Origin of the sequence: uncultured Faecalibacterium sp., from assembly GCF_900066275.1 — a bacterium.
GTDB classification, from domain to species: domain Bacteria; phylum Bacillota; class Clostridia; order Oscillospirales; family Ruminococcaceae; genus Faecalibacterium; species Faecalibacterium taiwanense.
The window spans coordinates 21449-39804 of the sequence record NZ_FMFG01000004.1 but is presented as its reverse complement, the minus strand read 5'-3'; the positions used below and the strand labels follow the sequence as shown (position 1 = coordinate 39804).

The window sequence follows — 18356 nt, the reverse complement described above, 5'->3', positions numbered from 1 at the left end:
CGCAGACGAATGCTGAAGTTGGATATTAACCTGCTGTGGACCGTCGTGAACGTCCTCGTCATGTATGCGGTGCTGCGCAAGTTCCTGTTCAAGCCTGTTCAGGACGTGATCGCAAAGCGCCAGCAGATGGTGGACGCAAACCTGGCCGATGCGGAGACCTCCAAGAAGGAAGCCGCAGAGACCATGAACGCCGCACAGGAAAAACTGCGCAATGTGGACAATGAGGCCGCTGCCCGCCGCGAAGCCTACGAAAAGCAGGCTGAGGTCGAAAAGCAGCAGCTGCTGGCAGATGCCCGCAAGCAGGCAGACGCCATCGTGGCAGCCGGCAAGGCAAGCGCCGAGGCCGAACGCCAGAGCAAGCTGCGGGAAGCCGATGCCCAGACCACGGCACTGGCCCGTGCGATGTGCGAGAAGCTGCTGGCCCGCAATCTGACCGCCCAGGACGACGCACGTCTGCTGGACGATCTGCTGGAGAAAGCAGGTGCAGGCAATGGCAACTGAATTCAGTCGTGAATTTTTTGCGGACAACCGCATCGTCAAGGCCGAGCTGCGCAGCGCCCGCAAGCCCCGGGAAGAGGAGCTGAACCGGATCCGCGCCGAGGTACGCAAGCTGTATGATGCCACCGAGGTCATCCTGAACGTGACGGTGGACGAGAGCCTGCTGTCCGGCTATGTCCTGCAGGTGGGCGACCGCGTGTTCGATAACTCCGGCCGTCATCAGCTGGACAAGATGATGGAGGGCAAGCCCTCGCTGGCTACCCTCAAGACCCGCATTGAGGACTACAAGCCCGCCGAGACCTCTGCGGAGGGTGGCGTGGTCATCTCCTCTGCCGACGGCATCGTGCACGTCGAAGGCATGAACCGCGCCGTGTACGGCGAGATCGTCACCTTCGACAACGGTGCCAAGGGCATGGTGGAGAGCGTGGACCCCGAACAGCTGGGCATCATGCTGTTCGACGGAGCTGAGACCGTCGGCGTGGGCACCATGGTGACCCGCAGCGGCAAGCGTGCCGGCATCCCGGTGGGCGATGCCTTCCTGGGCCGTGTCATCAGCCCGCTGGGCGAGCCCATCGATGGCAAGGGCCCCATTGAAGCCGTGGGCTACAACCCCATCGAAAAGCAGGCCCCCGGCATTCTGGAACGTCAGAGCGTGGATACCCCGCTCCACACCGGCATCCTCGCCATCGATTCCATGTTCCCCATCGGCCGCGGCCAGCGTGAGCTGATCATCGGCGACCGCCAGACCGGCAAGACCTCCATCGCCACGGACGCCATCCTGAACCAGAAAAACACCGGTGTGCTGTGCATTTATGTGGCCATCGGCCAGAAGGCTTCTTCCATTGCCCGCGTGGCAGGCGATCTGCAGAAGCACGGTGCCATGAGCTACACCACCATCGTGGCGGCTACTGCTTCGGATTCCGCTCCCCTGCAGTACATCGCACCCTATGCCGGCACCGCACTGGCCGAGTACTTCATGAGTCAGGGCAAGAGCGTGCTGATCGTTTACGACGATCTGTCCAAGCATGCAGTGGCCTACCGTGCCATTTCTCTGCTGCTGCGCCGCTCTCCGGGCCGTGAGGCTTACCCCGGCGATGTGTTCTATCTGCACTCCCGTCTGCTGGAGCGCTCCTGCCGGATGCGCGACGATCTGGGCGGCGGTTCCATCACCGCACTGCCTATCGTAGAGACGCAGGCAGGCGACGTTTCGGCCTACATCCCCACCAATGTCATTTCCATCACCGATGGTCAGATCTTCCTCGAGAGCGCCCTGTTCAATGCAGGCAACCGCCCGGCCGTCAATGTGGGTCTGTCGGTGTCCCGTGTGGGCGGCGCTGCCCAGACCAAGGCCATGAAAAAGGCCAACGCCAACCTGCGTATCGAGCTGGCACAGTACAAGGATATGGAGTCCTTTGCACAGTTCAGCTCGGATCTGGACGCGGAGACCCGCCGCCAGCTGGATCACGGCAAGGCTCTGATGGAAATGCTCAAGCAGCCGCTGTATCAGCCCAAGTCCGACGCCGAGCAGGTGGTCACGCTGGTGCTGGCTTCCCACGGCGTGCTGGACGAACTGCCCACTGCCGAGCTGCGCGCCAAAACTTCCGCATTTGTGCGTCAGTTCCGCGCGGATGTGTCCGGTACGATGGATAAGATCACCGCCACCGGCAAGCTGGAACCTGAAATGGTCGATGCCATCCTGAACGCCTGGAAAGCTTATGCGGGAGGCGACAGCCATGCCGTCCAGTAAGCTGCTGAAGGAGCGCATCGAGAGCATTCAGGACACCATGAAGATCACGAACGCCATGTACCTGATCTCCTCGTCCAAGCTGCGCAAGGCACGTAAGAACTACCAGAATGTATCGCCCTACTTCAACCGTATGCGCGATACCATTTCCCGCGTGGTGCCCCACCTGCCGGAAGAGCCGGTGCATCCGTTCTTCCACGAGCGTAATATCGCAAACCCCAAGCGGGCCTACATCGTGCTGACGGCAGATAAGGGCATGGCAGGCGCTTACAACCAGAACATCATCAAGTTCCTCAAGGAAAATGCGGATGAGAACGACCGGTTCTATGTGATCGGCCAGACCGGCTACCGCGCCCTGTACCACAAGGATCCGCGGCTGGTGGAGGATTTCCACTACGGTGCCACGGAGCCTACGCTGCAGCGTGCCCGCGATATCACGATGGACGCCATCGATGATTTCAAGACCGGCAAGCTGGATGAGATCTATCTCATCTATACCCGCATCGAGAATGCACTGACCAGCGAGCCCACCATGGTGCGTCTGCTGCCGCTGGACCGCGCCCATCTGCAGCCTGCCCCCAAGGGTCTGGGCGATCCGAAGGGCGATGTGGAGATGTTCCCGTCTGCATGGACGGTGTTTGAACAGATCGCGCCCATTTATATGCACGGCATGATCTTTGGTGCCATGACCGAGAGCTTCTGCGCAGAGCAGAGCGCCCGCATGACCGCCATGGATTCCGCCACCAAGAACGCCAACGATATGATCCGGGAGCTGCAGCTGGAATACAACCGCACCCGTCAGGGCTCCATCACACAGGAGATCACCGAGATCATCGGTGGTGCGGCTGCCGTGCAGGACCGGGCGGAATAAAACGTATTTACAAATTAGTATAGAGGCAATCGTATGATACAGGGAACTATTATTCGCGTAGCCGGCCCTGTGGTGGACGTGCAGTTCACCGCAGGCAAGCTGCCTGCCCTGCAGGAAGCGCTTACCGTGACCGCCGAGGGCACCGAGCGCACGATGGAAGTGACACAGCATGTCAACGAGACCACTGTGCGCTGCATCATGCTTTCCGCCAGCGAGGGTCTGGGCAAGGGCATGACCGTGACCGCTACCGGCCACGGCCTGACCGCACCGGTGGGTGAAGCCACGCTGGGACGCATGTTCGACCCGCTGGGCAGACCCATCGACGGCAAGGGCTCTGTGGATGATGTGCCGCATTGGCCCATCCACCGCAAGGCCCCCAGCTTTGCAGAGCAGAAGCCCGCGACCGAGATCCTGGAGACCGGCATCAAGGTCATCGACCTGCTGGCCCCCTATGCAAAGGGCGGCAAGATCGGTCTGTTCGGCGGTGCAGGCGTCGGCAAGACCGTGCTGATCCAGGAACTGATCCATAACGTGGCCACCGAGCACGGCGGCTACTCCATCTTCACCGGCGTGGGCGAGCGCTCCCGCGAGGGCTGCGACCTTTGGGGCGAGATGAACGAGTCCGGTGTTCTGAATAAGACCGCACTGGTCTTTGGTCAGATGAACGAGCCCCCAGGAGCACGTATGCGTGTTGCCGAGACCGGCCTGACCATGGCAGAGTACTTCCGTGAGGAGACCCACAAGGACGTGCTGCTGTTCATCGATAACATCTTCCGTTTCGTGCAGGCAGGCTCCGAGGTGTCCGCCCTGATGGGTCGTATGCCCTCTGCTGTGGGCTATCAGCCCACTCTGGCCAACGAGCTGGGCGCTCTGCAGGAGCGCATCACCTCCACCAAGGAAGGCTCCATCACCTCCGTGCAGGCCGTCTACGTCCCCGCCGACGACCTGACCGACCCGGCCCCCGCCACCACCTTTGCACATCTGGATGCCACTACCGTGCTGTCCCGTAAGATCGTGGAGCAGGGCATTTACCCGGCCGTGGACCCGCTGGCATCCACCTCCCGCATTCTGGAAGCGGATATTGTGGGCGAGGAGCACTATCGCGTGGCCCGCAAGGTGCAGTCCATTCTGCAGCGCTATCAGGAACTGCAGGACATCATCGCCATTCTGGGCATGGACGAGCTGGACGAGAACGACAAGCTCACCGTTGCCCGCGCCCGCAAGCTGCAGAAGTTCCTCTCCCAGCCCTTTGCTGTGGCCGAGAACTTTACCGGCCTGAAGGGCAAGTATGTGCCGCTGCAGGATACCGTGCGCGGCTTTGCCGCCATTGTGGACGGCGAGGCCGATGATCTGCCGGAGTGGGCTTTCTTCAACGTTGGTACGCTGGAAGATGCCCGCCAGAAGGCAGCGGAAAAGCTGGCTGAGGAAAAGGGCGGTGCCGTCTGATGAACAAGTTCATGCTGAACATCACTGCGTCCAGCGGTGAGTACTATCAGGGCGATTGCGAAGACCTTGTGCTGCCCATCAGCGATGGCGTGTACGGCATACAGGCTGGACACAGCCCGGTGCTGGTGGCCATCCACATGGGCATCCTGCACTTTGAGGTGAACGGTGAAAGCCAGGACATCCTGGTAGGCGACGGCATTGCCGAGGTGACACCTGCCTATGTGATGGTGCTGGTGGACAGCGCCGAGCGCCCGGAGGATATCGACAAGAACCGTGCCGAGGCTGCCCGCATCCGTGCCGAGGAGCGTTTGCAGCATCAGCAGAGCATGCATGAATATTATCAGAGCAAGATCGCGCTCGACCGTGCGATGCAGCGCCTGCAGGCCGCTGCAAAGTACCGGCGCTGAGAATGAGCCGCATCTGCCAGGACCAGATCTGAAAAAAGAGCATCATTTGTATCCATTGAGGGTGCAAAGTGATGCTCTTTTTTTATTTCAGGCGGTTCCATGGAACGCAGCTTTCGTGTATAATAAGGTCAATGCAACCCCGCGTGTTGTGCGGGAAAGGAGGAGGTTTTCCATGATCCAATTCGGCCTGCGTCTGCATGACGCGGAAAAGCTGCCCGTTGAACAGGTGCTGCCGCTGGTGCGCCAGAAAGGCTTTACCTGCGCCCATGTGGCTCTGAGTAAATCCTTCAAGGAGCTGCCCTGCACCCCCAGCGCCCTGACCCCCGGCTATGCGCTGTATCTGCGGCATCTGTTTGAGAAAAACGGCATCGACATTGCCGTGCTGGGCAACTACCTGAACCTTGCCCACCCGGATGCGGATGCCCTGCACGCCATTCAGGAAAAATACTATGCCCATATCCGCTTTGCAAGTCTTCTGGGCTGCGGCATGGTGGGCACCGAGACCGGTGCGCCCAACGCGGAGTACAAATTCTGTCCGGAGTGCCGCAGCGATGCCGCACTTTCCACCTTTATCAAGAACTTCAAGCCGGTGGTGCGCTGTGCCGAGCAGTACGGCGTGACCATTGCCATTGAGCCGGTAGTCAAGCACATCGTGTACGATGCCAGACGCGCCCGCACCGTGCTGGATGAGATCGGCAGCCCGAACCTGCAGATCCTGTTCGACCCCGTCAACCTGCTGAACATGGAAAATGTGGACCGCCGCGAGGAAGTGTTCGCCGAGGCCATCGAGCTTCTGGGTAAGGATATCGCCATGATCCACTTCAAGGATTTTCTGCGCAAGGATGCAGGCGGCCAGCTGGCTGCTACGGGTGCAGGGCAGGGAGGCATGGAGGACTACCGCACCATCCTGCGGTTTGCAAAGCAGGAAAAGCCCTATATCTTTGCAACGCTGGAGAACACCACCCCGGAAAACGCGGTGGAATGCCTGAACTACCTGAAAAAGCAGTACGACGAGTGCTGAACACTTTATAACAAGAAAAACATCTGCAAACTTTGCCCGGTATGGGGCAGCTTGCAGATGTTTTTTGTATCAGATGAAGTTTATGGTTCGGCCTTTTACAAATTGCAATTAAGAAGTAGTTTCGCTGAAAATGCCCAGAACGAAAGCGGAGGACATTAAGATCATTCCAGATCCAGCTTATGCTCCATCAGCCAGCGGGTCAGCAGAAAGTATCCTGCGGCAAAGGCAATGCTGACCGCCAGCCCGAACAGGGTGGTGAACGCACTGGGCGCAGCAATGGAAACATCTACACCGCCAAGGGTGGGATCGGAAACAGCCTGCAGCATGTCGGCACTGCTGACACTGGAGTTCAGCCAGTTCTGCAGGAAGGACAGCAGGAAAAATGCCAGAATACCGGCCGGGACCATGTGCTTTTTGAACTGGTGGCCGATCATGCATGCGGCATAGATGCACAGGATGCTGGACACCAGTGCCACCAGCCCATTCAGCGTTTCAAAGGCCAGCCAGAGCCACCCGGAGCTGCCGGTCATGCGGAAGATCTCTCGGAAGATCTCTACCACTTTCTGCCACAGCTCCGGCAGCTGCTGCAGGGCCGCGCTGTTCAGAGACAGAGCCAGCAGCATCACCGCAAAGGAGAAAATGCCCACGATGCTGCTGCAAAGCATCCAAACCACGCTGGAGATCAGCTTGGAAAGGATGAGCTGGCTTTCCGTCACCGGCAGGGTGTGCATCAGGTAGCCTTCGCGGCCCAGCAGATTGCGGGTGAAGCGGGTGACAATGGTCATCACGGACACCACTGCCACCGCAACGGCTACGACCATGTAGGCGAACAGCAGCAGAGATGCAAAGTTGTCCTTGGAAGAGCTGCGCAGGGAAAAGCCGCTCAGCACTGCCAGCGCAACAAGGGCCAGATACAGCCCGCCGTAGGTGCGGCCGGTGGCCTTGAATTCATATTTTAACAGCTGTTTCAGCATTTGAATACCTCCCGGAAATATGCATCCACGCTCATGCCCTCGGTCTCGCGCAGCTCTTCGGCATTGCGGTGGGCGAAAACCCGGCCATCCTTCAAAAAGACGGCTTCATCCAGAATGGGCTCGATATCACCGATGAGGTGGGTGGATAGAATGACGGTCGCATCCCGGCTGTAGTTGTTCAGGATGGTGCTCAGGATGTAGTCCCGGGCGGCAGGATCCACGCCGCCAATGGGCTCATCCAGCAGGTAGAGCTTTGCGGCGCGGCTCATGGCCAGGATCAGCTGCACCTTTTCCTTGCTGCCCTTGGAGAGGGTCTTGAGCCGCGCCTTCGGTTCCAGTTCCAGCCGGGCCAGCATTTCGTTCGCCTTGGCGGGGTCAAAATCGGCATAGAATTCGCGGAACATTTCCACCAGCTGCTCCACACGCATCCAGTCCGGCAGCCAGTCGGCGTCCGGCAGATAGGACACGATGGCTTTGGTGTCCGGCCCGGGGGTCATGCCGGCGATCCGGATGCTGCCTGCACTGGGCTGCAGCAGACCGTTCGCCAGCTTGATGAGGGTGGTCTTGCCGCTGCCGTTGGGGCCAAGCAGACCCACGATGCGGCCAAAGCCGATGTGCAGGTCTACATTTTCCAGTGCGGTCTTATCCTTCTGGTAGCACTTGGTCAGTGCTTCACAGCTCAAAAGTTCATTCATTGCGGTCCTCCTTTGCGTCCCAGTGTTCCAAAAGCGCGGCCGCCTGTGCGGGACTGTAGCCGATGCCGCGCATCTTTTCCAGAAAATCCGACGCCAGCGTCCGGGCGGTGTCGGCGCGAAGCTGTTCGATCAATGCAGTGTCCTCCGTAACATAGCGGCCTGCGGTGCGTTCGGTGTGCACCAGACCTTCCGTCTCCAGCTGGGCAAGGGCCCGCTGCATCGTGTTCGGGTTCACCCCGGCGGCTGCGGCCAGATCACGCACCGAATCCAGATGCCCGCCCGGCGGGTAGGTGCCGGCCAGGATCCGGGCCTTCAGCCGTTCCACAAGCTGGGCATAGATCGGGCGGCTGGCATCAAACTGTTCGCCCATGGTATCATCTCCTTGTCTTGCTGTATTAAGCGCTTGATACAATAATACACGATTTGCGCTACTTGTCAAGGGGAAAAAGAAAAAACATCATAAAATTGTGGGAAATCGGAAAAAGTGCCCATAAAACACTGCACATTGATAAAAATTTACAATAAATTCAAACAATTTCACATTGCAAAGCTTTTGACAATGTGCTATGCTGAAAAACAGAGAGTTCCGCCCGGAAAGCGGCGGAAAAGAGATTTGGAGGAAAAATAACTATGGCTGACCGCATCGTTCTGAATACCATCTCCTACCATGGCCACGGTGCCATTGAGAACATCGTTCCCGAACTGACCGCCCGCGGCTACAAGAAGGCATTCGTCTGCTCCGATCCCGACCTGATCAAGTTCGGCGTCACCAAGAAGGTCACCGATCTGCTGGATGCTGCAAACTTTGCCTATGCTGTTTACAGTGAGATCAAGCCCAACCCCACCATCGCCAACGTGCAGGACGGCGTGGCCGCTTTCAAGGCTGCTGAAGCTGACTGCATCGTGACCATCGGCGGAGGCTCCTCCATGGATACCGCAAAGGCCATCGGCATCATCATCAACAACCCCGAGTTTGCGGATGTTCGCTCTCTGGAAGGTGTTGCTCCCACCAAGAAGCACGCGGTGTTCACCATCGCTGTTCCCACCACTGCCGGCACTGCTGCTGAGGTCACCATCAATTACGTCATCACCGATGTGGAGAAGAAGCGCAAGTTCGTCTGCGTGGATACCAACGATATCCCCGAGATCGCCGTGGTCGATCCCGATATGATGTCCTCCATGCCCAAGGGCTTGACCGCCGCCACCGGCATGGACGCTCTGACCCACGCCATCGAGGGCTACATCACCAAGGGTCACTGCGTCATCTCCGATATGTTCCATCTGGAAGCCATCAAGCTCATCAGCCAGAGCCTGCGCGGCGCAGTGCAGAACACCCCGGAAGGCCGCGAGGGCATGGCTCTGGGCCAGTACATCGCCGGCATGGGCTTCTCCAATGTGGGTCTGGGCATCGTCCACTCCATGGCACACGGCCTGTCCGCTCTGTATGACACCCCGCACGGTGTGGCCTGCGCTATCCTGCTGCCGGTGGGTCTGGAGTACAACAAGAGCGTTGCCGGTGAGCGCTACCGCGCCGTGGGCAAGGCCATGGGCGTTATGGGCATCGACGAGATGAACGATGTGGAAGCCGCTGACGCCACCATCGCCGCCGTCAAGCAGCTGAGCGCAGACGTGGGCATCCCCACAAATCTGCACGGCATCCTGAAGGAAGAGGATATCCAGTTCCTCGCCGAGTCCGCATTTGCGGATGCCTGCCGTCCCGGCAATCCCCGCGACACCAGCGTGGAAGAGATCGTGGAGCTGTATAAGAGCCAGCTGTGATTCCGCTCTGTAAATTCAAGCTGTAATTTTGGACCCTGCTGTCCTTCGGGATGGCAGGGCCTTTTTCTAAGATGTATCTGAAAACAAAGCAACAGACTGGATCTTCGTCTTTTCAGAGATGCCCGGAGAGCCTGCCGCGTCGCAGAGTGACAAAATTTCTGCACGGCTCTTGTACACAGCGCCCAAAACAGGTACAATCAATGCAGTAAGAAAAAACTGGAAGCGAAAGGAACCTTATGACGCTGAACTTCTATACTCTGGGTGTTATTTATCTAGTATATTCCTTTCTGGGCTGGGTGGCTGAGACGGTAGTCGCGACCATCCGGGGCGGAAGGTTTGCCAACCGCGGTGCGGCGGCAGGCCCGTTCTGCTTTATCTACGGTACCACCGGCGTGCTGCTGGCCGTGAGTTTCGGCGACCTGCGCACCGAGCCGGTCTACCTGTTCTTTGCCTGTATGATGGCGGCAACGGTGATGGAATGGATCACCGCCAAACTGCTGGAACGCCTGCACCGCCGCAAGTGGTGGGACTATTCCGGCAAAAAATTCAATCTGAACGGCTATGTGTGCCTGCAGTATTCGCTGCTGTGGGGTGCGCTGGGCACGGCAAGTGTGCTGTGGGGCAATAATGTGTTGCTGCAGCTGTGCGCGCATATCCCTGTCTGGCTGCTGCGCCCGGCAGTATGGGTCTCGCTGACGGTGGCGGTGCTGGACCAGATCGGTTCGGCGGTGCTGGTGCAGCAGTATGCGGCCCGGCACCCGATGTTGGAGCAGCTCAACCAGAGACTGGGGGAGCGGTCGGACACGCTGCGCCGCAGGATCGCGCTTTACATTGAAAAACGCATCCAGTATGCTTACCCGGCTGCGGCCCGGCAGGAGCAGACTGCGCTCCGGAAGGGGGAAAAGAACTTCCTCAGCGTGTCCGACCTGCTGTGGCTGTTCGTGATCGGCGCGTTTCTGGGCGACATGGTGGAGACGGTGTTCTGCCGCGTGACCGCCGGGGTCTGGATGAGCCGCTCCAGTCTGGTCTGGGGGCCGTTCAGCGTGGTGTGGGGTCTGGCGCTGGTGCTGGCAACGGTGCTGCTGCGTCAGGAAAAGGACCGGAGCGACCGCTACCTGTTCGCCTTCGGCACCGTCATGGGCGGTGTGTACGAATACGTGTGCAGCGCCGTCACCGAGCTGCTGTTCGGCACCGTGTTCTGGGACTACAGCAAGTTCAAGTTCAATCTGGGCGGGCGCATCAACCTGCTGTACTGCTTTTTCTGGGGCATTGCGGCGGTGGTATGGATGCGCTACGGCTATCCGCTGGTGCTCAGAGGCATGGAGAAGGTGCGCAGCCGCGTCCGCCCATGGATGACCGTCCTGCTGGCCGTATTCATGGCGGTGAACACGCTCACCAGTGCGCTGGCGCTGGCCCGGTACGATGCCCGCACCAGCGGTGAAGGCCCCAAGAACAGCATCGATATGCTGCTGGATGCGCATTTTGACGATGCCCGCATGGAGCGTATTTATCCCAACGCGAAGAAAGTAGCCAAGGCCGGATGAAATTTCAACGCTCCTCTTGCACTTTGGTGCAAAAACCGGTATAATGTTTTTCGGATAAAAGGGAGTAAAGGGCGCTCGTTTTGCAAAAACGGTGCGCTGTGGCGCAGCGACATCCCGGCAGAAATGCCCGCTGTGTCACCAGAAGCTTGAGACTTTTATTACACTTTCCCGTTTCTGGGCAGGATGTAATAAAGGCCTCTTTTTTATTGCTGCTCTGCCAAAAACAAAAGGAGAAAACTATGCTCATTCCTGTTTTGCTGTTCATCGTGGGCCTGCTGTGCCTCATCAAGGGCGGTGACTGGTTCGTGGATGGTGCCACGGGCATTGCCCGCCGCTTCCATGTGCCGGAGCTGCTCATCGGTGCCACCGTGGTGTCCATCGGCACCACCCTGCCGGAGGTGATGGTCTCCACCACCTCGGCCTTTACCGGCCACGGCGAGATCGCCTATGGCAACGCCATCGGTTCGATCATCTGCAATGCATCGCTCATTGCGGCCCTCACCATTGCGGTGAAGCCGGGCAAGGTAGACCCCAAGAGCCTGCGCACGCCGGTGCTGTTTTTCTTTGTGGCAGCGGCCTTCTATGCCGGTGTGGCCTACACCACCGGCTACTTCTCCCGCCCGGTGGGCCTGATCCTTCTGGCCATGTTCGTAGCGTATATCATCTGCAACGTGATGGCCATGAAGAACGCCCCCGCCCCGGAAGAAGAGGAAGAACCGGAAGAAAATGCGTCCTTTGCCAAGGAGCTGGGTCTGCTGGCCGTGGGCGCTGTGCTCATTGCCGTGGGTGCCAACCTGCTGGTGGACAACGGCACCCTGATCGCACAGGCACTGGGCGTGCCGGAGTCGGTGATCGCGCTCACCTTTGTGGCACTGGGCACCTCGCTGCCGGAGCTGGTCACGGCCATCACCTCGCTGGCAAAGGGCCACGGTGCACTTTCGCTGGGCAATGTCATTGGTGCAAACGTGTTCAATCTGGTGCTGGTGAGCGGTGTTTCCGCCACGGTGGCACCCTTCACCATCCCGCAGAACTCCCTGCTCTTTGGCCACAATGCATCGCTGGTGCTGGAGTTCCCGGTCATGTTCGCCGTGATGCTGCTGCTCACCCTGCCCGCCCTCTTCAAGGGCAAGCTGAGCCGCCCGCAGGGCATTGCGCTGCTGTGCATCTACGCGGCATTCTGTGTGGTGCAGTTCACCATCTGATAAAACAGCAAAAGGCCGACGCAGCACTGCGTCGGCCTTTTGCCGTTTTAAGGGTTACTTTTTCAAATGGGAATCCCAGCCGGAAGAGGTGATGACCTGCTGATCCGGTGTGCACCACATGGCTTCCACGCCGTCCAGACTTTCCACGATCTTCATCCCGTCCTCCAGCGGCTGGCAGAACAGGCCGGTGGTCAGGCAGTCGGCAAGGCCGGAGTCGCTGCACAGCACGGTCACGCCGTTAAAGTAGGCGGCGGGGAACAGGGTGTCCGGGTCGATCAGGTGGTGGTAGCGCTTGCCGTCCACCACGTAGTAGCGCTGGTAGTCGCCGCTGGTCACAAGGGCCATATCGCTCATGTTGATGGCACCGTCCAGCATGGAATCCGAGGTGTATATATCCGAAGAGCTCCACGGGTTTTCCACGCCGCCGGTCCACTGGCTGCCGTCCGGTTTTACACCAATGGCGCGCAGATTGCCGCCCACGCTCACCAGAGCGCTGGTCAGGCCGCGGGCCTCGGCAGCCTGACACACCATTTCCACGGCGTAGCCCTTGCCCACGCTGCCCACATCCAGCAACATTTCCGGGTCGGCCAGATAAACGGTCTTGGCATCCGCGTCGATGATCACGTTGTTGATATCACAGTGCTGGGCGGCTGCTTCCAGCTCTTCCATGGTGGGCAGCTTGTTGTCGGCATCCGTCTCGGCGGCTTCGGCAGCTTCGCGGTAATTGTGCCAGATATTCAGCACGCTGCCCATGGCAATGTTCAGCTTGCCGTTGGTGGTCTGGTACATCTGGTCGGCCAGCTCCAGCATGGAGAGGATGCGGTCGTCCACCTCCACCGGAGCGCTGCCGGCATTGTCGTTGATGGTCTTGACGTTGGTCACGCCGGGGTAATCGTTGTAGATATCATACAGCTGGTTATAGGTAATAAGGTCTGCGTGCAGGGCATCCATCTGGGTATTGAATTCTTCCTCGCTCTCGCAGTAGGCGATCACCTGCGTTACGGTATCGAACACATCATAAAAAACGGTGGAATAGCGGGTAAGCTCTTTCTTTTTGGAGGCACAGCCTGCCAGCAGGCTCAGGCAGAGCACCCCGGCCAGCAGGGCGCTGACGAAACGTTTTGCGCGGGTCTTCATACGGTGTGGTTCTCCTTTGCGGCGGTAAAGGCGGCGTGCTCCTCCTGCAGGTGGGCCAGCAGATCGCCGAACACCCAATTGCGGTTGGAGGGAGTCACAACGGCCTTGAGCGGAATGATAACCTGTGCCTGCTTCATCAGATCCAGCAGGGTGTCCACATCCTTCTCCTTGAAGTTGGCCAGAACCACTGCCGGCGGGTAGGCACCCGGTTCCAGCACCAGCGTGCGGGCGGCCTTGGTCTCCACCTCGCCCAGCAGCTGTGCCACGGTCTTGCCCGCATCGGCAGGGGAGACGAGCAGCACCTTCATGCCAAAAGCAGGAGCCATGCCTTCCAGCTTGCCGCGGTCGGCGGGGGAAAGGTTCCAGCCCAGAACCAGCGGGACACCGGCGTTCTGGTTGCGTGCGATATGTGCTTTCATAAAAAAACCTCATTTCAGGGTGGATTGCAAATACACTATAGTATAACACAAATACGCAAAAAATGGAATGCCGGGGGGGGCGGTACTACCGGGAGAAGTTTCGGAAAATTTCGAGCAAAGGCAACAAAAATTAGAAGAAATTACAAGGCAAATTTCAGTGCAGGTGAAGATTGTATGCAGAAAATAGAGGTGCTATACTAAAAATGCGAGACATAAGTCTCAGAAATTTAACAGAAAGCAGAGGTTTTGAGGATGAAAAAACAGAAGATGCGGCTCATCAGTGCAGTGCTTGCGGCATGCATGATGACATCTGTCCTTCCGGTCAATGCACTTGCTCTGGGGGGGGTACGCCTGAAAATGGCGTAACTGCGCAGGAAGATACCGCAGCCACACAGATCCCGCTTGAAGGTGTGACCACCATCACCAAAGGCGGCAATTACGAGATCCCGGCGGGGCCTTATACTGGTAAAATTGTGATCAATGTAACCGATACGACACAGCCGGTGAATATTGCCATTAAAGGTAATATTACATTCAACGGTCCTGATCCTTTTATCGACGTGGAAAATGCAGGAATCGTAAATATTAAGAGTGAAGCCGATTATGAAGTTGACTGTGCAACGTATGGAAAACACTTCATAATGGTAGCATCTCCGTCAGCACAGGTGACAATTGAAAAAGGTAAATACACATCGAAAGGTCTCAATGTAGGCATGGTTTCTGCAGGTACACTTACGGTAAATGATGCAGAAATGGAATCGAATGCTTACTGTCTGACAGCTTCAGGTTCTGGAAGGGTGATTATTAACGGGGGTACGTATATACATGATAAAAACCCGGCAGAAGAAAGAGCTGTTTTTTGGATTTTTAATGGCGGCCACATGACGTTGAACGATGTTACAGCGACCTCCGAGGAACCTGTTATCCTTAACAGTACCGGCACGGTGGACGTCAATGGCGGCGACTTCAAAACCACCGGCACAAAAAGCTGCTTTGTCAACAACTCTGCAAACCTGACCATTAACAAGGGCATCACAACAGAGGGAACCTTTGCGTCTGAGGGTGCCAGCTGCATTGACAACAACTGGGGTCAGGTACGGATCAACGGCGGCAGCTTTACTACGGACGCCGGGATTGCTGTCAAAAACCACGGAGGTCTGCGCCTTAATGGCGGCACGGTCGAAGCGCCGAACGGCACCGCCATTGACATTTCGGGCGAAAGCGGCGATGTGCAGCTGAACGGCGGCACCATCCGCAACAGCGTCACCGGTGTCCGTGTGGCCGATGCAGGCGATTCGGAGATCGACCTGAAGGCTGTGACCTTTGAGAATAATACTGATGATATTAGTCTGGGAAATGACCAGCAGATCAACATCAAAAAAAGCTTTGCCGGCACGGCAAAGATCCGGGTGGATGACCCTGCGCGGGGCCGTCAGATCACAACGGACAACGAGGATCTCAGCTATCAGAACAAGCTGAAACTCTTCAGCATGAATTCTGGCTACATCATCGGCTATAAGCGCGGCGATGATGGCGTGGAATACCGCTATCTGGCAGATGCCAACGGCAACATCGTCAACGCTGTAAATGCGAAGGCAACCGCTAACCTCGGTGCCGGGGAGCAGGAGCTGGATACTGCCACCGTTGTGCCGGAAAACACCACCGTGACCGTGACGGCAAACCTCCCGGAGGGCGCAGAGGGCGCAGAGTTCCTCGGCTGGAGCGCCGTGCGTGACGATGGCAAAGCGCTGGATCTGGGCGATGAGCAGACCGCACACTTTAAGATGCCCGGTTGCAACGTGACCGTCGAAGCGCTGTATCAGGGTGGAAATGTTGACCCTGTCAATCCCGGCGGCGGCAGCAGCAGCGATGTGGTGGCCGGCATTGCGGCTGTTGCGCTGACCGGTGCAGCCGTGTGGGGCATTTACGAAACCGGAACCGGCATCTATCGCGTGCTGAATATGCCCGGTGTCCCCATGCCCTCCAACCGCGCCGGTCTGGCGACCCTGATCTGGGAAAAGGCCGGCTGCCCGGAACCGCAGACGGTGAAGAGCTTCAGCGACATCGATGACACCGACCTTCATCTGCGGCAGGCTGCCAGCTGGATGGAAGAGCAGGGTCTGATGGACGATGTGAAGGAAAACGAGTTCCGCCCCTATCGCTATGTGACCAAGCTCCAAACCTGCCTTGTCTGGGATAAGGCCAAGGAAAAGAGCCTGATCTCCTGAAAAAGTAGATCATTCTTGTAACAACCCCGGGGTGACCGCAAGCGCCCCGGGGTTGTTTTTTCACAGGAAAAGGGGCAGAACCGGAAGATGCCGTTTATATCCACGAACCCTCCCGTGAAAAAGCAAACAAGCCAGACCCGCAGGTCTGGCTTGTTTGCAATATCAAAAATATTCTTTCCGCTGAATATATCCAGAGCGATGCGGAGGATCTTTCAAATCATCAGTTCAGCTTCTTGCCGAAGAACTCCACCTCTTTGCCGATGAACTGCATCAGCTCGTCGAACTGATCGGGGGTCAGGCTCTGGGCACCGTCGCACTTTGCCTTGGCGGGGTTGTTGTGCACCTCGATCATCAGGCCGTCGGCACCGGCAGCAACAGCGGCCTTTGCCAGATCCGGCACCATCCATGCGTGGCCGCAGGCATGGCTGGGGTCCACAATAACGGGCAGGTGGGTCATCTTGTGCAGCATCACCACACCGGCAAGGTCGAGGGTGTTGCGCATGCTGGTCTCAAAGGTGCGGATGCCGCGCTCGCAGAGGATGACGTTCTCGTTGCCCTCAGCCATGATGTACTCGGCGCTCATCACGAACTCTTCCAGCGTATTGGCAAGGCCGCGCTTGAGCAGCACCGGCTTCTTCTGACGGCCAACGGCCTTGAGCAGCTCAAAGTTCTGCATGTTGCGGGCACCCACCTGAATGAGGTCTACATTCTCGAACAGGGGCAGGTGCTCGGTGTTCATGATCTCGGTCACGATGGGAGCACCGGTGGCGCGGCGTGCCAGCTTGAGCAGGTCGAGGCCCTCGCTGCGCATACCCTGAAAGGAGTAGGGCGAGGTGCGGGGCTTGAATGCGCCGCCGCGCAGCAGGGAAGCACCCGCAGCCTTCACGCGCTGTGCGCAGTAGGTGATCTGCTCCTCGCTCTCAATGCTGCAGGGGCCTGCAATGACCGCAAAGTTTCCGCCGCCGATCTTTACGCCGTCCACATCGATCACGCTGTCGTCCGGGTGAAACTTGCGGTTGGCCTTCTTATAAGGCTCGGTCACGCGGCGGCAGGTCTCCACCACCGGGTTTGCCAGCACCCAGCTCTCGGCCACGGCCTTGGTGTCACCGATCAGGCCCAGAATGTGGCTCTCACTGCCCTTGGAATCGTTGATCTGCAGGCCCATATCCTGCAGTTCGTGGCAGAACTCGCGTACCTGTACCTCAGGTGCGTTCTGTTTGAGTACGATGATCATAGTGTTTTGTCTCCTTTGCCTTATCGTGTGAAACGGCGAGGGAGACCGGCTCCTTTGCCGCAGCTTGCAGTGTCAAACTTCAGGGTTCTGAAGTGTGTGACGCTATGATATCACTTCAGGAAACTGAAGTCAAGAGAATTTTGAATTTTTTTGAAGAAAGTGGTAGAATGGGGGCAGGAAAAGGAAAAGCAGGCTCGCCCTCTCAGCTTCGCTTGCGCTCAGCAGCTCCCCCAAAGGGGGAGCCCTTGGCAAAAACGGAAACTTTGCGTGGATTGCCAAAGCCTCTCACTTTGGGAGAGGTGGCATTGCGTTAGCAATGACGGAGAGGGCGAGGACGCTGACCCAATGCCATCATACTTAAGAATAGAACCAGCTAAATATAAAGGGGAATACCACAATGGGAAAAGAAGCAAAAACCAATGCCATGCGCATTCTGGAGCGCGAGAAGGTGCCCTACACCGCCCACGAGTACGCTCATGAAGAGGGCGTTGCCGTGGCAGGTGTGGATGTGGCAGGCAGCATGGGCGAAGACCCTGCCTGCGTGTATAAGACGCTGGTGACGCAGGGCAATAGCAAAAACTATTTTGTGTTCGTCATTCCGGTGGCAGCAGAGCTGGATCTGAAAGCCGCTGCCCGCAGTGTGGGCGAAAAAAGCGTTGCCATGATCCATGTGGCCGATATCAACAAGGTCACCGGCTATGTGCGTGGTGGCTGCAGCCCGGTAGGCATGAAAAAGCAGTATAAGACTGTGTTCGATGAGAGCGTGCTGACGCAGGAGAAGGTCTATGTCTCCGGCGGGCGCATCGGCACGCAGGTGTGCTGTGCCCCGGCGGACCTCATCCGCGCTGCACGGGCAATTACAGCAAAAATTATTTTTTAAAAAAGTCCGTCTATTGTACAAAAAGTTAACGCATCCTATTTACATAAAATATACTTAAACTATAAGTCATACTTAAAAAGAAAAACAATGTCGAAACTGCACAAAACTTTTGAAAGTTTTTTGACGGCATGAAAACACAAGGTAGAATTTGTGGGAACACTCTTTTCAAAGATGTTTTTTTGCCGTAAACTGTATGTAGTACAGGGACGGCGGCCCGCAGAAAGGGCTTTTCCGCCGCCTGAAAACGCAAGCACAAGGAACTGCGGAGGAGAACTTC

17 protein-coding genes are annotated in these 18356 nt (G+C 57.7%); 11 read left to right on the top strand and 6 right to left on the bottom strand.

The window, feature by feature from the left end:
* Nucleotides 1-9 precede the first annotated feature (9 nt).
* The 6 genes from QZL71_RS02660 (at nucleotide 10) to QZL71_RS02635 (ending at nucleotide 5987) form a co-directional block, all read left to right on the top strand.
* The gene (locus tag QZL71_RS02660) at nucleotides 10-501 is read left to right on the top strand and encodes an ATP synthase F0 subunit B (RefSeq protein WP_005944489.1); all 492 of its coding nucleotides are present in this window, start codon (nucleotides 10-12) and stop codon (nucleotides 499-501) included.
* Complete coding sequence (atpA, locus tag QZL71_RS02655; protein ID WP_005944488.1) at nucleotides 491-2245, top strand: F0F1 ATP synthase subunit alpha; 1755 nt, start codon at nucleotides 491-493, stop codon at nucleotides 2243-2245. Before QZL71_RS02660 ends, atpA begins: the two co-directional genes overlap by 11 nt.
* Complete coding sequence (gene atpG / locus QZL71_RS02650; protein WP_097775202.1) at nucleotides 2232-3113, top strand: ATP synthase F1 subunit gamma; 882 nt, start codon at nucleotides 2232-2234, stop codon at nucleotides 3111-3113. The genes atpA and atpG overlap by 14 nt, the downstream gene beginning before the upstream one ends.
* Nucleotides 3114-3146: 33 nt before the next feature.
* Entirely contained in the window at nucleotides 3147-4559 is a 1413-nt protein-coding gene (atpD, locus tag QZL71_RS02645) for a F0F1 ATP synthase subunit beta (protein WP_097775203.1), read from the top strand.
* Entirely contained in the window at nucleotides 4559-4966 is a 408-nt protein-coding gene (gene atpC, locus QZL71_RS02640; RefSeq protein WP_154259085.1) for an ATP synthase F1 subunit epsilon, read from the top strand. Before atpD ends, atpC begins: the two co-directional genes overlap by 1 nt.
* A gap of 172 nt (nucleotides 4967-5138) precedes the next feature.
* Nucleotides 5139-5987: a sugar phosphate isomerase/epimerase family protein gene (locus QZL71_RS02635; protein WP_120120292.1), complete on the top strand. Its 849-nt coding sequence runs from the start codon at nucleotides 5139-5141 to the stop codon at nucleotides 5985-5987.
* A gap of 161 nt (nucleotides 5988-6148) precedes the next feature.
* On the opposite strand, the gene QZL71_RS02630 is transcribed toward QZL71_RS02635, so the two are convergent.
* The 3 genes from QZL71_RS02630 to QZL71_RS02620 are packed head-to-tail and all read right to left on the bottom strand — an operon-like array spanning nucleotide 6149 to nucleotide 8026.
* Nucleotides 6149-6961, bottom strand: coding sequence for an ABC-2 transporter permease (locus QZL71_RS02630; RefSeq protein ID WP_294647638.1), 813 nt, complete (start codon nucleotides 6959-6961; stop codon nucleotides 6149-6151).
* Entirely contained in the window at nucleotides 6955-7656 is a 702-nt protein-coding gene (locus tag QZL71_RS02625; protein WP_097775205.1) for an ABC transporter ATP-binding protein, read from the bottom strand. The genes QZL71_RS02630 and QZL71_RS02625 overlap by 7 nt, the downstream gene beginning before the upstream one ends.
* Nucleotides 7649-8026, bottom strand: coding sequence for a GntR family transcriptional regulator (locus tag QZL71_RS02620; RefSeq protein ID WP_120020920.1), 378 nt, complete (start codon nucleotides 8024-8026; stop codon nucleotides 7649-7651). Before QZL71_RS02620 ends, QZL71_RS02625 begins: the two co-directional genes overlap by 8 nt.
* A 260-nt stretch (nucleotides 8027-8286) precedes the next feature.
* Here QZL71_RS02620 and fucO point away from each other — a divergent pair, with 260 nt between their 5' ends.
* From fucO to QZL71_RS02605, 3 genes are all read left to right on the top strand, one after another.
* Nucleotides 8287-9435 (top strand): lactaldehyde reductase, encoded by a 1149-nt coding sequence (gene fucO, locus QZL71_RS02615; RefSeq protein ID WP_112090254.1) that lies wholly within the window; start codon nucleotides 8287-8289, stop codon nucleotides 9433-9435.
* Nucleotides 9436-9671: 236 nt separating this feature from the next.
* Nucleotides 9672-10979, top strand: a complete 1308-nt coding sequence (locus QZL71_RS02610) for a putative ABC transporter permease (protein WP_294647636.1) — start codon at nucleotides 9672-9674, stop codon at nucleotides 10977-10979.
* Nucleotides 10980-11218: 239 nt separating this feature from the next.
* Nucleotides 11219-12181, top strand: a complete 963-nt coding sequence (locus tag QZL71_RS02605; protein ID WP_294647634.1) for a calcium/sodium antiporter — start codon at nucleotides 11219-11221, stop codon at nucleotides 12179-12181.
* Nucleotides 12182-12235: 54 nt separating this feature from the next.
* Here the strand turns inward: QZL71_RS02605 and QZL71_RS02600 are convergent, their stop codons facing one another.
* Together QZL71_RS02600 and QZL71_RS02595 are read right to left on the bottom strand one after the other, a co-directional pair.
* Nucleotides 12236-13318 carry an FAD:protein FMN transferase gene (locus tag QZL71_RS02600; protein WP_294647632.1) on the bottom strand — a complete coding sequence of 361 codons (1083 nt, stop codon included), beginning with the start codon at nucleotides 13316-13318 and terminating at the stop codon, nucleotides 12236-12238.
* Nucleotides 13315-13737, bottom strand: coding sequence for a DUF3783 domain-containing protein (locus tag QZL71_RS02595; protein WP_294647630.1), 423 nt, complete (start codon nucleotides 13735-13737; stop codon nucleotides 13315-13317). The genes QZL71_RS02600 and QZL71_RS02595 overlap by 4 nt, the downstream gene beginning before the upstream one ends.
* An 881-nt stretch (nucleotides 13738-14618) precedes the next feature.
* Here QZL71_RS02595 and QZL71_RS02590 point away from each other — a divergent pair.
* The gene (locus QZL71_RS02590) at nucleotides 14619-15965 is read left to right on the top strand and encodes a hypothetical protein (RefSeq protein WP_294647628.1); all 1347 of its coding nucleotides are present in this window, start codon (nucleotides 14619-14621) and stop codon (nucleotides 15963-15965) included.
* A gap of 220 nt (nucleotides 15966-16185) precedes the next feature.
* On the opposite strand, the gene aroF is transcribed toward QZL71_RS02590, so the two are convergent.
* Nucleotides 16186-17199: a 3-deoxy-7-phosphoheptulonate synthase gene (gene aroF / locus QZL71_RS02585; protein WP_097775212.1), complete on the bottom strand. Its 1014-nt coding sequence runs from the start codon at nucleotides 17197-17199 to the stop codon at nucleotides 16186-16188.
* A 397-nt stretch (nucleotides 17200-17596) separates the two neighbouring features.
* Between aroF and ybaK the strand changes: the two genes are divergently transcribed.
* On the top strand, nucleotides 17597-18079 hold the full coding sequence (gene ybaK / locus QZL71_RS02580; protein WP_005944468.1) for a Cys-tRNA(Pro) deacylase: 483 nt from the start codon (nucleotides 17597-17599) through the stop codon (nucleotides 18077-18079).
* Nucleotides 18080-18356 lie beyond the last annotated feature (277 nt).